Annotated in this window: 13 protein-coding genes; 8 read left to right on the top strand and 5 right to left on the bottom strand. The window is 65.2% G+C overall.

Annotated elements, in window-relative coordinates; translation table 11 throughout:
* The first annotated feature begins 33 nt into the window (after positions 1–33).
* The 8 genes from OU02_RS04580 (at position 34) to OU02_RS04545 (ending at position 9,220) form a co-directional block, all read left to right on the top strand.
* On the top strand, positions 34–1,380 hold the full coding sequence (locus OU02_RS04580; RefSeq protein ID WP_033489034.1) for an NAD(P)/FAD-dependent oxidoreductase: 1,347 nt from the start codon (positions 34–36) through the stop codon (positions 1,378–1,380).
* Between the two features lie 234 nt (positions 1,381–1,614).
* Entirely contained in the window at positions 1,615–2,940 is a 1,326-nt protein-coding gene (gene murA / locus OU02_RS04575) for a UDP-N-acetylglucosamine 1-carboxyvinyltransferase (RefSeq protein WP_033489033.1), read from the top strand.
* Positions 2,941–3,069: 129 nt separating this feature from the next.
* Positions 3,070–4,077 (top strand): lysophospholipid acyltransferase family protein, encoded by a 1,008-nt coding sequence (locus OU02_RS04570; RefSeq protein ID WP_080720563.1) that lies wholly within the window; start codon positions 3,070–3,072, stop codon positions 4,075–4,077.
* A 98-nt stretch (positions 4,078–4,175) separates the two neighbouring features.
* Entirely contained in the window at positions 4,176–5,174 is a 999-nt protein-coding gene (locus OU02_RS04565) for an NAD(P)H-dependent glycerol-3-phosphate dehydrogenase (protein ID WP_033489032.1), read from the top strand.
* A 110-nt stretch (positions 5,175–5,284) separates the two neighbouring features.
* Positions 5,285–6,427, top strand: coding sequence for a D-alanine--D-alanine ligase family protein (locus tag OU02_RS04560; protein WP_033489031.1), 1,143 nt, complete (start codon positions 5,285–5,287; stop codon positions 6,425–6,427).
* Between the two features lie 121 nt (positions 6,428–6,548).
* Positions 6,549–7,550, top strand: coding sequence for a DUF4854 domain-containing protein (locus OU02_RS08310; protein WP_051918358.1), 1,002 nt, complete (start codon positions 6,549–6,551; stop codon positions 7,548–7,550).
* 10 nt (positions 7,551–7,560) lie between these two features.
* Positions 7,561–8,121: a DUF4190 domain-containing protein gene (locus OU02_RS08305; protein WP_051918359.1), complete on the top strand. Its 561-nt coding sequence runs from the start codon at positions 7,561–7,563 to the stop codon at positions 8,119–8,121.
* 16 nt (positions 8,122–8,137) lie between these two features.
* Entirely contained in the window at positions 8,138–9,220 is a 1,083-nt protein-coding gene (locus OU02_RS04545; protein ID WP_033489030.1) for a CPBP family intramembrane glutamic endopeptidase, read from the top strand.
* Between the two features lie 2 nt (positions 9,221–9,222).
* On the opposite strand, the gene OU02_RS04540 is transcribed toward OU02_RS04545, so the two are convergent.
* The 5 genes from OU02_RS04540 to OU02_RS04520 all read right to left on the bottom strand — a co-directional run bounded on the left by OU02_RS04540 (position 9,223) and on the right by OU02_RS04520 (position 14,377).
* Positions 9,223–10,050 (bottom strand): mechanosensitive ion channel family protein, encoded by an 828-nt coding sequence (locus tag OU02_RS04540; protein ID WP_051918376.1) that lies wholly within the window; start codon positions 10,048–10,050, stop codon positions 9,223–9,225.
* A 97-nt stretch (positions 10,051–10,147) separates the two neighbouring features.
* Positions 10,148–10,828, bottom strand: a complete 681-nt coding sequence (locus tag OU02_RS04535) for a TetR/AcrR family transcriptional regulator (protein ID WP_051918360.1) — start codon at positions 10,826–10,828, stop codon at positions 10,148–10,150.
* Positions 10,829–10,968: 140 nt separating this feature from the next.
* Positions 10,969–12,189 (bottom strand): DUF2974 domain-containing protein, encoded by a 1,221-nt coding sequence (locus OU02_RS04530; protein ID WP_238552136.1) that lies wholly within the window; start codon positions 12,187–12,189, stop codon positions 10,969–10,971.
* An 87-nt stretch (positions 12,190–12,276) separates the two neighbouring features.
* Positions 12,277–13,467: a pyridoxal phosphate-dependent aminotransferase gene (locus OU02_RS04525; protein ID WP_033489028.1), complete on the bottom strand. Its 1,191-nt coding sequence runs from the start codon at positions 13,465–13,467 to the stop codon at positions 12,277–12,279.
* A 76-nt stretch (positions 13,468–13,543) separates the two neighbouring features.
* Positions 13,544–14,377, bottom strand: a complete 834-nt coding sequence (locus OU02_RS04520; RefSeq protein ID WP_033489026.1) for a putative ABC transporter permease — start codon at positions 14,375–14,377, stop codon at positions 13,544–13,546.
* Positions 14,378–14,883 lie beyond the last annotated feature (506 nt).

Here is a 14,883-nt window from a genome sequence, read left to right as displayed (position 1 = left end):
CGGGCGGGGCGCACATATGTGTAAGGAGTTGTCATGACCACCGTCGCCATCGTCGGCTGCACCCATGCCGGCACATTCGCCGCCACTTCGATCCTGCGCGAGCATCCCGATTGGACCGTGCACGTGTTCGAACGCGGCGACACGCTTTCGTTCCTCTCATGCGGCATCGCGCTGTGGGTGGGCGACCATGTGTCCGACCCGCGCAAGATGTTCTATTCCTCGCCTGCCGAGCTCGAGAAGCTCGGCGCCACAATGCACATGCGCACCGACGTGACCGACATTGATGTGGCCGGCAAGACGCTCGAGTTCCATAGCTTGGAGATGGGCGACTCTCAGACGCTGCGGTTCGACAAGCTCGTGGTCACGACCGGTTCGCGCCCAGTGGTGCCGTCGATCCCCGGCATCGAATCCGACCGCGTGCAGCTGTGCAAGAACTGGGACAACGCGGTGCAGATCAAGGAGCGCGCGCACGACGCGAAATCGGTTGTGGTGATCGGTGCCGGCTACATCGGCGCCGAGCTGGCCGAACAGTTCAGCACAATCGGCGTGGAGACGACGCTGATCGATGCGGCCGACCGTGTGCTCGCCAACAATTTCGACAAGCTCATCACCGACCAAGTGGAGGAGCGCTACCGCAAGCACGGTGTGACGCTCGCGCTCGGCGAGAAGGTGACCGCCTTCACCGACAACGCCGACGGCACGGTGACCGTGACCACGACGGGTGGCGCTTACACCGCGCAGTTCGCCGTGCTCGCCGTCGGGTTCCTGCCGAACACCGATCTGGTCCGTGGCCAGGTGGACACGCTCAGCAACGGCGCGATCATCACGAACGACTACATGCAGGCTTCAGTGCCATACGTCTACGCCGCGGGCGACAGCGCCACCGTGCGTTATAACCCGACGGGCGAGCTTGACTACATTCCGCTCGCCACGAACGCCGTGCGCCAAGGCACGCTCATCGGGCAGAACATCGACGTGCCGACGCGCAAATACATGGGCACGCAGGCCACGAGCGCCGTGCAGCTCTACGACCTGTCGCTTGCGGCGAGCGGCCTGACGCAGGCCGGCGCCGACCGCCGCGGCATGGACGTGCGCTCGACCGAACTCGTGGAGGACTACCGCCCGGCGTTCATGCTCTCCACAGCCCCCGTCACGTCGATCCTGAGCTGGGACCCGCAGACACGGCTCGTCAAGGGCGCCCAATTCTGCTCGACCGCGGACATCTCGGGCGCGGCGAACACGGTGAGCGTGGCCATCCAAGCCGGGTTCACAATCGACATGTTGGCGAACGTGGACTTCCTGTTCCAACCGAACTTCGACCAGCCCGTCTACTACGTGGGCGCGGTGGCCGCGAAGGCCGTGGCCGAGCAGGGCGCCTGACGCCCGCCCGTGGCGCGCGCCGGCACCTCACACGCGCCACGCATATTACATGCCTTATGGCAAACTGGTTGCCTGACATCGCCGCCGGACGGACTGCCGGCGCGACGCGGCGCGGAAATAAAACCGCGCGCCCGACTGTAGAGATAACCAGACAATCAGACTCGGCCCACACGCGGCACCGGACCATGCGCCGGCGCCGCGCATTGTGTGCACCACTGGCGAAAGAGGATAGACGTGGTCGAAACAACAGATGACGTGCTGCATGTTGTGGGCGGCAAGCCGCTCAACGGCACCATCAAGGTGCGCGGCGCCAAGAACTTCGTGAGCAAGGCCATGGTGGCGGCGCTGCTGGCGCCCGGCACGTCGGTGCTGAAGAACGTGCCCGAGATCCGCGACGTGCACGTGGTCTCCGACCTGCTGCGCCTGCACGGCGTGGACGTGGACGTGAACGGCGACGATGGCATTGTGACGATCGACGCGAAGAACGTGCAGCTCGCCGACGTGGCCGACGTGGACACGCTCTCCGGCTCGAGCCGTATCCCGATCCTGTTCTCCGGACCGCTGCTGCACCGTTTGGGCGAGGCGTTCATCCCCGCGCTCGGCGGCTGCAACATCGGCGGCCGCCCGATCGACTTCCACTTGGAGACGCTGCGCAAGCTCGGCGCGGACGTGGACAAGGAGCATAAGGACGGCATCCACATCACCGCCCCCAACGGCCTGCACGGCGCGAAGATCCATCTGCCGTACCCGTCCGTCGGCGCCACCGAGCAGACGCTGCTCGCGGCCGTGCTCGCCGACGGCAAGACCGAGCTTTCCGGCGCCGCCACCGAACCCGAGATCATGGACCTGGTGGCCGTGCTGCAGAAGATGGGCGCGATCATCTCGGTGGATGTGGACCGCACATTCCGCATCGAAGGCGTCAAGGAGCTCAAAGGATACACGCACACCGCGCTCACCGACCGCATCGAGGCGGCGAGCTGGGCTTCGGCCGCGCTCGCCACGCACGGTGACGTGTTCGTGAAGGGCGCCACGCAGCCCGAGATGATGACGTTCCTCAACGTGTTCCGCAAGATCGGCGGCGAGTTCGACATCACCGACAAGGGCATCCGCTTCTGGCACCCGGGCGGCGACCTCAAGCCCGTGGCGATCGAGACCGACGTGCACCCCGGCTTCATGACCGACTGGCAGCAACCTCTCGTCGTGGCGCTGACCCAGGCGAACGGCCTGAGCATTGTGCACGAGACGGTGTACGAAAACCGCTTCGGCTTCACCAAGCCGCTCACGCAGATGGGCGCCACGATCCAGCTGTACCGCGAGTGCCTCGGCTCGCTGCCGTGCCGCTTCCAGCAGCGCAACTACAAGCATTCCGCGGTGATATTCGGGCCCACGCCGCTCGAAGGCCGCGACATCGACGTGCCGGACCTGCGCGGCGGCTTCAGCCACTTGATCGCCGCGCTGGCGGCGAACGGCCCGTCCGACGTGCGCGGCATCAGCCTGATCGACCGCGGCTACGCCGACTTCCGCGGCAAGCTCACCGCGCTCGGTGCGCAGATCGACTGATGCTTCGCACCAACCGATGAACGACCCGGCCTGTGCCATGCACGGCCGGGTCGTTCGCGTCTACGGACGTGCTGCTGCACATGGGGTCCAAGGGTGGGCGTGTACCGGCGGTGCGGCACAATGGAGCGCATGGTATCCAAAGGAAAACCGTCGCCGCGCTCCGCGGTCAAGCCGCTCAGTGACGCGCAGGTCGCCAGGCTCGCGGCGCAATACGACCTCGTGGACCCGACCCGCCCGTACCCGACCGGGCGCATCGAGCCGAATGAGAAGGAGATCAACGAACAGAACCCCAAGCTCACCGCGCGCCTGATGGAGGGCTGCGCCAAGGTGCTGCGCGCCAGCTGCCGGCCGCGCGCATGGGGGCTCGAGAACGTGCCGGTGGACGGCCCATACATCACTGCCGCCACGCATGTGACGCAATTCGACGTGTTCGTGCCGATGATCGCGATGTTCGAAATGGGGCGCCGTCCGCGCTACATGGCCAAGGCCGAGATGGGCAAATGGCCGATCATCGGCAAATGGTTCCGCGCCGTGGGCATGCAGCCGGTCACGCGACGCAGCGGCAAGGCGCGCCAGATCGAAGAGGAATCGATCTCGATCCTGACCGGTGGGCGCCCCCTGACGATCTGGCCGGAAGGCACCGTGACGCGCGACCCGCAGAAATGGCCGATGAGCATGAAGAACGGCGTCGGGTTCATCGCGCTCGAGGCCTCGCGCCGGCTCGGCAGGCAGATCCCGCTGTACTGCGCTGTCACATGGGGGGCGGCGAGCATCAACCACTTCTGGCCGTGGCCGCGCAAGAACGTCGTCATGTGCTACGACGAGCGCCTCGACTACAGCGACCTGCTCGAAGGCATGGATGACTGGGGCGCGGAGCCGCCGGTCGAATACGCGAACGAACTGGCGCGCCGCATCCGCGTGCGCATGAAGAATGTGATGGCCAACATCCGCGACGAACAGCCGCCGAAGGGCTTCTTCGACTACCGGATCATGAAGGAAGTGCCCGAAGTCGAGCCGTTCCCCGACCTGCACCAGATGGATGCGCGTGCGCTCACGCAAGACCGGGAGCGCATCCCGATATGCGGCGGGATAGGCGATGTGACGGATATGCCCACGCACGCCCAGCCAAGAGCATAATCACGCGCGACCCGCGCAAAAAGGCCAACAATGGAAGCCAGTGCACCGCCGTTCATCGTATGCGCGGCGGCACGGCTGAATGATAAAAGGAGCAGAGTATGGCGAATATTACGGTATTGGGTGCCGGCGCATGGGGCACGGCATTCGGTCAGGTGCTTGCGGACGCCGGCAACGATGTGATGATGTGGGCGATCGAACCCGAAATCGTCAAGGCGATCCAGACCGAGCACCGCAACCCGGTTCGCCTGCCGAGCGTGGATAAGCTGCCCGACTCGGTGACCGCGACCGGTGACCGCGCCGAGGCCGTGGCGCATGCCGAGGTGGTCGTCGTGGCGATCGCCGCCCAGTACGCACGCCAGGCGCTCGAGGAATTCAAGGGGCTGATTCCCGACGAGGCCGTGGTCGTCTCACTGATGAAGGGCATTGAGCAGAAAACCGGCAAGCGCATGGACCAGGTGGTCACCGAGGCGCTCGACCTGCCCACCGACCGTTTTGTGGCGATTTCGGGACCGAACCTGAGCAAGCAGATCGCCGCGCGCGAACCCGCCGCGACCGTGGTCGGCTGCACCGACATCGACGTGGCGCGCCGCGTGGCGAAACTGTGCACGACTGACTACTTCAAGACCTTCATCACCGCCGACGTGATCGGTCTGGAACTGTGCGGATCGCTCAAGAATGTGGTGGCGCTCGCCGTGGGCATGTCGCACGGCGCGGGCTTCGGCGAGAACACGGCCGCGATGATCGAGACGCGCGGCTTGACCGAGATCAAGGACGTCGGCACGGCGGCGGGCGCCCTGCCCGAGACCTTCTATGGCCTGGCCGGCGTGGGCGACCTGATCGCCACATGCGGCTCGTCGCTTTCGCGCAACTACACCTTCGGCTACAACCTGGGCAAGGGCATGAGCGTGGAGGAAGCCACGAAGGCGAGCAACGGCGTCGCCGAAGGCGTCGCCACGGCGAGCGCCGTCGTGGCCCTCGGCGAGCAGTACCATGTGTGCACGCCGCTCGCCAAGGCGGTGACGCGCCTGCTCGACGACGGTATCTCGTTCAAGCAGATGATCGCGGAGATGTTCCCCGCCGACGTGACGGTGGAGTGACGCCGTCCGCCGCGTGCGCGCGGGGACTGCGCGCGCGGCGAAAGGCAAGCCTTGCGGTACGCTGGGAGCCATTGAGCACCCTGTTTTTGCTGGAAGGGACGAACCGAATTATGGCACAACTCACACGCGTGGCCGTCATGTACGGCGGTAAGGCCGACGAACACCCGATCTCCTGCATTTCCGTGGCGAGCGTGCTGCGAGCGCTCGACACGGACCGTTTCGAGCCGGTGCTGATCGGCATCACCAAACAGGGCGAATGGATCGTGGACGGCGAGGACCCGCGCCAGTGGGCGCTCGACAAGGGCCTGCCGCAGGTCGAGCGCACCGTCGGCTCGCGCGGCGTCGTGCTGAGCATGGGCGAAGGCGGTGACGGGTTCTACGCGCGCAACGCCGACGGCACGTTGGAGTCGCTCGGCCACATCGACGTGGTGCTGCCGGTGCTGCACGGCCCGTACGGCGAAGATGGCACGATCCAAGGCCTGTTCGAGATGATGGGCGTGCCATATGTGGGTTGCGGCGTGCTCGCGAGCGCCGCCTCGATGGACAAGCATTACACGAAGACGCTGCTTGCGGCCGCCGGCATCTCCGTCGCGCCGGGCATCACCTTGGACACCCGCCTGTGTGATGCGTCGGACCGTTTTGCGGCTGATGGGCCGGGATTCCTGGACGCGGTGGACGAGGCGGGGCTGCAGTACCCGCTGTTCGTGAAGCCGTCGCGCGCCGGATCGAGTTTCGGCGTGACGAAGGTCGAGCGCGTGGGTGACGCGGAGGAGATTGCGGCCGCCGTGTATGAGGCGAGCCTGCATGACTGGCGTGTGATCGTGGAGCAGGGCGTCGACGGTCGTGAGATCGAATGCCCGGTGCTGCGCCCGCGCAGCGATGAGGCGCCGCGCGCGAGCCTGCCCGGCGAGATCGTGCTCGACCGCCGGGACCAGGACGACGACCAGTTCTACGATTTCGACAGCAAATACATGGATGCGCAGGCGAGCCATGTGGAGGTGCCCGCGCATCTTCCCGCCGAGCTGATCGAACGTGTGCGCGAGACGGCGGTGAAGGCGTTCCTGGCGGTCGACGGCACCGGCCTGAGCCGTGTGGACACGTTTGTGACGCCGGGCGGCGATGTGCTTGTCAACGAGATCAACACGATGCCCGGGTTCACGTCGATCTCCATGTATCCCAAGGCCTGGGAGGCCACCGGCATCGCATACACCGACCTGATCACCACGCTCATCGACGGCGCGTTGCATAGCTGACAGGCGCCCAACCAGCGGACGACATCTGGCGCCACAGGTGGCGTTCAGTACACTGGGAGGCACGCTGCGCGCGCCCACATGGCGCGGTGCGGTGTACTCACAGGAAAGAGAGCAGACAGAGATGACAACCCCAGAGAATCCGTACAACGGCGACCCGTATGCACCGGGCACCGGGCAGCCGGCCGACGAGACACAGCAGTACGGCCAGCCTGCGCAGCAGCCCTACGGCCAGCCTGCACGACAGCCGTATGGCGCGCCGCAGGCCGAACCCATGCAGGCCATGCCGGAATACGGCCAGATGCAGCCGAACCCGTATGCGGCGCCCGAACAGCCCATGCAATCATTCGACTACAGCCAGCAGGGACAGCAGCCGTACGGCGGGCAGATCCCGCCGCAGGAACCGATGGGCGGCTATGGCGCGCCGCAGAACAACGACAAATGGAACGGCCTGGTGATCGCGGGCTTCGTGTGCGCGTTCCTGGTTCCGATTGTCGGTCTGATCCTGAGCATCATCGGCATGGTGCAGATCAACAAGAACGGCGGCAAGAGCAAGGGCATGGCGATCGCCGGCATCCTCGTCTCGGTTGTGGTGATGGTGCTCAACGGCCTGCTCGTGTTCTCGATGCTCAACGCCGCCAACAGCGCTGTGCAGACGGCGATCACCGCGTCGCAGAGCCCATCGTCCTCGTCCTCCTCGCCGAGCACGACCGACCCGGACATCGACGACCTCGACAACGACATCGACGATCTGGATGACGATCTGGACGACCTCGACAACGATGTGGACACGCTGCCGGAGGGCGTGACGCTCGAAGACCTGCTGAGCATGCCCACGTTCAAGGAGCAGATCGAACGGCAGACCACCGCAGGCATGCCCGACAACATGGACATGAAGGTCAGCGCCAAGGGCAACACGCTCACCTTCGACGCCACGATCAACGAATCGCTGACGGACGATCAGGTGGAGCAGGTGCGCAGCATGGCCGAGTCGGTGCTCGGCTCGCAGATGGAAGAGATCGCCGGCAATCTCAACAGCGAGCTCGGCACCGATGATGTGGTGGTGCACCTGACCATGAAACTCGCGGACGGCCAGACGATCGTCGACAAGGATTACACGGAGTGAGGCATAGCAGATGACCCAGCCAACCAACCCATACGGCGGTGAGCAGCCCCAGTACGGCGCGCCACAGCAGCCACAGGCCGAACAGCCGAACCCGTACGCGCAGGAATACGGGTACGCGGGCCAGCAGCCATACATCCAGCCGACCTGCGGGCAGGCGCCGCAGCAGCCGTATGGTCAGCAGCCGGCGTATTACCCACAGGACCGCTGGAACGGCATGGCGATCGCCGGGTTCGTCTGCTCGTTCATCTTCAGCATCGTCGGCCTGGTGCTGAGCATCATCGGCTACAACCAGACCAAGAAGACGGGCGAGAAAGGCAAGGAGCTCGCGTTGGCGGGCATCATCATCTCCGGCCTGTCAATCGTCATGACCATCGTCATGATCATCGCGTTCGTGGTGATCGGCGTCAGTGTGTTGGGTGTGGCGTTCGACGACACCCGCGACTCCTACGCTTGCGACCCCTATGACGAGGTGTGCGACGACATCAAGGTGCAGACCGGGTACCACAGCGCCGCCGAGCTCGCCGCACGCGAGACGCCCGAGGTGTTGCTCGCCGGCCTCACGATCCGCTAGCCGAAAGCCCTGACCCATGACCATGCCCCCGCAGCAGCCACAGCGATTCCAGCCCCAACAGCCACAACGGCCGCCGACGCATTGGCCGCCGGTGCCGCCGATGGCCGCCATGCGGCCGGCGCCGGCGCCATCGCCATGGCAGGCGCGCATCACGGCGGCCAAGCGCGCCTATTCGCGCGCCGGTGCCGCCATCGCGTTGATGCTCGTGGTGTGGGTGCTGCTGACGCTGCTGCTGCAGGGGGCCGTGGCCGGCATGCTGCGCACGCCGCAGCTTTCCATGTGGCTGAGCGTGGTGATCTCGAGCGGCGTGCTGTACTGCATCGCGTTGCCGCTCGGGTTCATCGTGCTGCGCACCGAGCCGATGCTGCCCACACGCAGGTTCACGCTCAAACCCTCACGGTTCCTCATGTACCTGCTGATCGCGCTGCCGATCACCTACGCCGGCAACATCATCGGCATCGTGCTGTCCGCCCTTCTCTCGGGCGGTCAGGCGAGCAACCGCATCCTCGACATGACCGGCGGCTCGGATTGGGTCGTCAACATCGTTGCCGCGGTGCTGCTCGCGCCGATCGTGGAGGAATGGCTGTTCCGCAAACAGCTCATCGGCCGCCTGCGCCGCTTCGGCGAACTGCCGGCGATCCTGGTCTCCGCACTGTTCTTCGCGCTGTTCCACCTGAACCTCTTCCAGTTCTTCTACGCGTTCGGACTGGGCGTGCTGTTCGGCTACGTCTACATGCGCACGAGCAAACTGCGCTACACGGTGGGGCTGCACATGCTCATCAACGCCAACGGCGGCATTGTGGCCCCGTGGTTCATGAACCGGATGATGGCGGTCGTGGAGGCGCACCCCACGGCCGAGACAATCACCAACGCGCAGATGGGCGCGCTGCTCAGCGGCTTCGCCTATGCGTTTCTGCTGCTCGCCGCCACACTGGCCGGCCTCGTGCTGCTCATCGTGCGCTGGAAGCGCCGCGAATTCTACCTGGCGCCCGAACAATTGCCGCACGGTGCCGCGGGCCGTGCCGCGTTCGGCAATCCCGGCGTCATCACCTGCATCGCCGTCGGCACGCTCGGCACGCTGCTCATGCTGTTCGCGTGAGGCTATTTGCCGCTGTCACCCGTATCGTGTTGTGTGGCGAGCAGATCGCGCGCCTTGGCATCGCCACTCGCCACGAGGTCGGTGAACAGGTCCGATGAGCTCACCGAACGCGTCACGGCGTCGATGAGCTGCGCCTGCGAGGCGTGCGGTTTGGCGTAGGCGATGATGTTGCCGGTCACGCCGGCTGGCGAAAACCCGGTCAGGCGCACGATCGGCGGGGTTTTGGGGTCCATCAGGCCGTGTGCGGACTCGTCGATCTTCGACAACAGTTCGTTCGTCAGACGCACCGTGTCCACGTTCGGTTTGGCGGTGAAGGGAATCGTGACGCTCGCTTCGTTGTGCGGGTCGAGTTTTTCGAGCAGCGTGGTGTTCAGCACCGAGTTCGGGATCATCATCAGGTTGCCGTCGCGTTCGCGCACCACCGTCTGCCGCCACGTGACGTCTTGCACTTCGCCCGTGATGCCGGATATGCGCACCATGTCGCCCGGCTGCAGCACATGCGAGAACATGAGCTGGAACCCGCCAATCGTGTTGGCGATCGAATCCTTGAGGCCGAGCGAGACGGCGAAACCGCCGATGCCGAGCGCCGTGAACAGCGTCATCGGGTTGACGCCGAACACCGGTTTGAGCACAATCGTGACGGCGATGACCCAGATCAGCACGCGCGCCAGATTGACGAAGATCGAAGCGTCGGGAATCTGCGATTTCTCGAGCGCCTTGCGCAGCGCGCGAGAGACGAGGCGGGCCGTCACATATGCGGCCACACAGACGATGGCCAGAAAGATGATGCGAGACGAATGGACCTTGAGCCAGTCCACGACCTGTTCCATGTTCGGCTGTTCCATGCCACTCCTGATGATGTGTGCGGGGGCCGCGGGGCGCGGCAGCTCCATCATAGGGGGTGTGGGGAACCGGGCAGGGCGTGGGCTAGATGCGGTATGCCTCGAGGCCGGCGGTGGTGGACTCCTTGCCGCCGTAGCGCGTGGAGTCGAGGTACAGACGCTCCCAGAAGCCGTTGGTGTCTTGGCGGGACATGGAGACATACAGGCCCATGGCCAGCACGGCCACGTCACGGTTCTGCACTTCGCGCAGCGTCACCGTGTGGCGCGTCTCCGGCCAATGCGCCAGGAGCGAGAGGATGCCGCCGACGGCGAAGTCGAGCAGCACGCGCTTCGTGTTGGTGATCGAGTTCGGCGTCTCGTCCAGCAGGCTCAACAGCGTTAGACGCAGGAAGTCACGCAGCGAGTCCACGAGTTCGCGTGTGCTGTGTTCGCTCGTCAGCAACGCCAAGTGGTCGATGTGCCGGATGTTCTCGGGCGTGGAGACCATCGACGAGCAGAACGTGTGCCATATCATGAGCGGGTCGTCGTGGGAATCGGGCACCGGCGGCACCGGCAGCCGGTTGAGCTCATACATGATCGCGGAGTCGGCGAGTTCGGGCAGGCCGGAGAAATGGTAGTAGAACGAGTTGCGGTTCACGCGCGCCTCGTGCACCACGTCGGTCACGGTGATTTTTTTGAAGGGACGATCGGCGAGGAGCGTCCAGAAGGCGTTCTCCAATCGCTCCTTGGCGGGGAGAATCTCTGAATCGCGACGTGGCCTCGGCATAACGTACTCCTTCGCGAAGGTACGGTGGTGTGACCGCCCTTCTTATGCTGACACAATGTGTCCGTGTACGTAAGTTTATAGTCGTCGGGCCGGTTCTTGTGCAACCATGGCTGCGGGCGAAATGCCGCACAATTTCACCGTTAATGATGCAATGTGGCACCGGCGAGCATCCACAGTGCCTGGTTGATGTATTTGCGTTCCTCGCCACTCAGACCCACATAGCTGCCGAGCATGTCGGGGATGATGCGCGGGCCGGCCGTCATCAGCTCGGTGATTGTGCCATGGCCGGAGGACGCCAGCACGCGGAACAGCGCCTCCACGCCGTGTTCGCGCTGGCGTTGCGTCATGCCGCCGAGCCACGAGTTCATCGCCTCGGCGAAGGACCGCGAGGTGGATGTCACGTCAGGCTCCTGCACAAATTGGTCGCCGTGCATGAGCCACGTGTAGCACGAATGCTGCATGAGCCCGTCAGCGCTCGATTTGACGACGATGCGGTGCGCGTGCGGCGAATGCGTGAGCAGCATGCCGATGATCGACCCATCGGGGATCACACGCGTGATGCGGTGCACCACGGTGCTGTATTCGTAGCTGTGGATCACCTCGGGGCTGAACCCGGGCCCATCGAGCGTGTAGATGCGCGTGATGCGGTCCTTGATGGCGTCGGGCGCGTTCATGGCCGCGTAGATCGCCAGATTGCCGCCCTTGGAATGCCCGGTGAGCACAATGTCGCCACTCCACAGCGCGCCCACATGCTCCAGGTAATCCGCGGCCTGCTTCTGGGCGGGCACCGGGTAGGTGAACGCCATGTTGAAGTCCTCTTTCCACCCGACGAGCGAGTCGTCGGTGCCGCGGAACGCCACTACAAGCGTGCCGGTGGGCAGCAGGAACGTCATGGCCGCGAACTGCGTCTGCTGGTCCAAGTCGAAGCGTTCGTCGGCGGCGTTGACACGCGTGACGGCGAAGCGCGGGTTGTGCGCGATCGAACGGTAGAACCGGCGCGGTGTGCCCGCCGGCACGAACCCGGCGTGCTCCTCGAGGTACGGGTGGTGCTCTTCGTACAGCGTCAGCTCCTGCTCCACCTGCCGCATCGTAGGGCCGTCGAACGGCACGCGCACAAGCGCCTGCGCCGAAGCCACCGGGTGCCGCCAGTCAAAGGACCGCACGCGCCGCGACAGTGAGCCATAGCGTGCCACAAGTGACTTGAGGCGCGGCACCGACTGCGGGATCCGGTCGTAGCTGAGCAGCGCGAACACGAGCGCGTCGGCCGTCTGGAACGGGTACTCGGTGAAGTCCCGTGTCTGCGTGCGCGCGTAATCGAGAATCGTGCCTGTGCGTTGCTCCTCCACATATGCTCCCGTCACTCAAGCGGACGCCGGATGGCGCGCCGCGCCCGTCTCAATTCTAGGGGACCGCGGACGTGCGCGCAGGCTTTCAGCTGCAGGGCGTGCTCAGCGGCCGTGGCGTTCGTGCATGAACTGTTCGAGCCGCTCGATCGCGCGCTCGAGATGGTCCGTCTCCATGCAGTACGACAAGCGCAGGTGCCCCGGCACGCCGAACGAATCGGACGGCACCATGAACAGGTCGTATTCCATCGCCTGCTCGCAGAACTCCATTGCGTCGGGGATGGGCGACTGCGGGAAGATGTAGAACGTGCCGCCCGGCTTTTCCACCGTGAACCCGAGCCGCACAAGCGCGCTGTACAGCAGCTCCATGTTGCGTTCGTACACACCCAGGTCGCTCGTCTCGTCGATCACGCGCGCCACGGCGAGCTGCATGCTCGACGACGGGCAGTTGTGCCCGATCGTGCGGCTGATCTGCGCGAACATCGGCACGAGCAGCTCGGCCTGTTCGGCGCGCGGATTGACCGCGATGTACCCGATGCGCTCGCCGGGCAGCGAAAGCGCCTTCGAGAACGAATAGCAGGTGAGCGTGTTGTCGTAGAAGCGCGCGGGGTAAGGCTGCTCGGCGCCCCCGAACACGATCTCGCGGTACGGTTCGTCGCTGATCAGGAAGATGCTGTGCCCCCATGCGCGCTCGCGGTCCTCGAGGATCTGCGCAAGGCGGCGCAGGGTCTGCTCGGAATAGACGGCGCCCGAAGGGTTGTTCGGCGTGTTGATCAGCACGGCCGCCACGCGCGGGTTGAGCGCGCGTTCAAACGCGTCGAAATCAATCTGGAAATGCGCGGTGTCGGCGGGCACCACGGTCAGCGTGGCGCCCGTACCTCCCACATACGGCTGGTATTCGGGGAAATACGGGGCGAATGTGACGATCTCGCTGCCCGGCTCCGTGACCGCGCGGAACGCGTGCGCAAGCGCTGCGGTGGCACCGGCGGTGGGGAAGATGTGCGCGGGCGTGTACCCCATGCCGAAGCGTCGGTTGAGCGAGTCGGCGATCGCGCCGCGCACCGACTCGATCCCGACGGACGGGCTGTACCCGTGCAGCGCGTACGGCGCCTGCGTCTCGTAGAGGTCGATCATGGCGCGCGTGAACTCCGGCGCGCACGGCACGCTCGGATTACCGAGCGAGAAGTCGAAGACCTCGCTCGCGCCGATCTGCGCGCGGCGTGCGCTCGCGCGTTCGCCGATCATGCGGATCACGGATTTTGCGTTGAGCATGGACTGGTATGTTTCGTTGATCATGGGTCTTCTCCTGTTCGCCCGGGACTGCGCCACTGCCACTACCGTAGCGCATGCGCGCGCCGGTGTGGCGCGGCGTTCACTTGGTGTTGGTGTGCGAATTGCGCGCGCGGTCGAATTGCTCGCGCACTTCGGCAAGCAGGCCTTCGCCGTGCTCGGTGCGCATGGCGGGGTAGGCGCGGATCAGACGGCGCTGCTGCCAATCGAACAGGTGCGCCACATGCGCGGCGAGCGCCTCGCCGTCCGTGTGCGCGCGCTCGGTGAGCTGCGCGCACACGGTGGTGATGCGCGTTTCGGTCGACTCGATGCGCTTGTCGGCGGCGGTGATGCCGACGTCGATGTGCGCGATGCCGCGCGCTTTGAGCGCCTTGATGTCTTGTTCGGCGTGCCCGAGGCAACTGTTGAGGCTCGTCAGGCCGGCGAGCGTGACAGCGGCGTCGGCGAGCAGCGCCACGAGCAGCGCCACGGCGAGGACCGTGATCGTGCGCGGGTCGATTGCGTCGAGCAGGTCCATGACGTGCGGCTGCACCCACAGTTTGACCACGGTGCAGCCGGCGGCGAAGAAGAGGAAGCCGTTGAGGTAGACGCGCCCGTTGATGTTGAACGGTTTGCCCGAATAGTCCCACAGCCGCATGTGGAAGAGCTTTTCGATGGCCCACGACGTGAAGTATTCGAGCGTGCAGCACAGCACGCCGCTGCTGAGGAAGATTGCGACGACCGAATGCTCGCCGGGCAGCGCGTAGATCGCCAGCAGCGCACCGAAGCCGTAGATGGGGCAGATGGGTCCGTTGAGGATGCCGCGGTCCACGAACCGCTTTTTCATGACGATGTTGAGTACGGTCTCCCACAGCCAGCCCACAAAGCTGTACAGCAGGAACCACAGGAAGGTCTGTTCGAGTGCGAGCCAAGTCATGCCGCCAACGCTACAGCACGCCCATGGCGAGGCGGGGTGTGCATGATTGTTGCAATCGTGGTCATTGGGGTGACTGCACGGTGGAACGGGGCTCGACGGCACCGCATGACGCGTGTTACAGTGCAACAACATGCCGCTTTGCCGAGTGGGAGCCCACCCGTGCAGCGCGCCGTGCAATGAGGAACGGTGGAAGTGTGCTTGCACACGCTTGCGGCCGGATGGAATGGAACGGACCCAGGAGAGAGATTTATGGAACAGAACATCTACAGGTTGCCGCTGCTCTCGCATGCCACGGCGCTCGGCACGCTGCCGGGCCAGCCGGTCGACGCCACATACAGCCTTGTCAAGGACCTGGACCAGCCCAAAGGCGGACTCGGGTATGTGGCGCAGGTCGTGGGGCGCCGCAAGGTGCGGGTGCTGGCATGGATCAGCGAAGACATGAAGGTGTTCCCCGCAACCCAGACGCTCGACCAGACGCCGGGAGAGCCTGGCGAGCTGCATTTCGA

Origin of the sequence: Bifidobacterium pseudolongum subsp. pseudolongum DSM 20099 (assembly GCF_000771225.1) — a bacterium.
Classification (GTDB): domain Bacteria; phylum Actinomycetota; class Actinomycetes; order Actinomycetales; family Bifidobacteriaceae; genus Bifidobacterium; species Bifidobacterium pseudolongum.
The sequence above is the reverse complement of the archived record's forward strand: the minus strand, read 5'-3'. Positions and strand labels throughout refer to the sequence as shown.